The organism is Chryseobacterium contaminans, from assembly GCF_001684955.1.
In the GTDB taxonomy this organism is placed as follows: Bacteria; Bacteroidota; Bacteroidia; order Flavobacteriales; family Weeksellaceae; genus Chryseobacterium; species Chryseobacterium contaminans.
Map to the genome: position 1 here is coordinate 1 of NZ_MAYF01000234.1, position 782 is coordinate 782.

Here is a 782-nt window from a genome sequence, read left to right on the forward strand (position 1 = left end):
TTCTTCATAAAGGGCAGAAATCTGCTCCAGAAGTTCCTTTTCTTTTTCCCAGTTCTGTGTTCCTATCCTAGACGTTCCTTTAAACATCATGTGTTCAAGATAGTGGGCCAGTCCCGTATTATCAGCAGGATCATTATTACTACCCGTTCTTACCGGAATAAAAGTTTGAATTCTTGGAGCATCAAAGTTTTGGGCCAGGAAAACCTTCAGTCCGTTCTTCAATGTGTAGATTCTTACTTTATTTTTATCGTGGGTTACCGTAGTGTATTCGTAATGGTTTGTATCTGTATGAGCTGTTTCTTTATATTTTCTGTCTGTCATATATAAATTCATTTCATCCTTATTATAGCAAGAATATAATACAAATGTAAGCAATCGAAAAAACATAGATTCCGCTTTTATCACTATTACATCTATTATGATAGTTGAGTAAGTGAATGAAATAAGAAGCATCTTAGTAATAATTAAAGATAAGAACTCTTTGTTTCCTCCATTTTTTCAGGAGCTATTTCCCGCTATCCACTCATACTCCTCGCGCCTTTACACTCCCACGCTCCGACCCCTCAAACTCTCCAACCCATGCTGCGGGGTAACCGTTTCTATCGGGGCTAGGGTAGGGAACATATATTATAAATGATGAGTAATAGATAATAGATAATAGATAATAGATAATAGATAATAGATAATAGATAATAGATAATAGATAATAGATAATAGATAATAGATAATAGATAATAGATAATAGATAATAGATAATAGATAATAGATAATAGATAATAGAT

The 782-nt window shown here is 33.4% G+C and carries 1 protein-coding gene; it reads right to left on the bottom strand.

What is annotated here, in order from left to right; translation table 11 throughout:
- Positions 1–333: insulinase family protein (locus tag BBH99_RS12690; protein WP_394363557.1), on the bottom strand; the 333-nt coding region annotated here is incomplete at its 3' end.
- Positions 334–782: the final 449 nt, after the last annotated feature.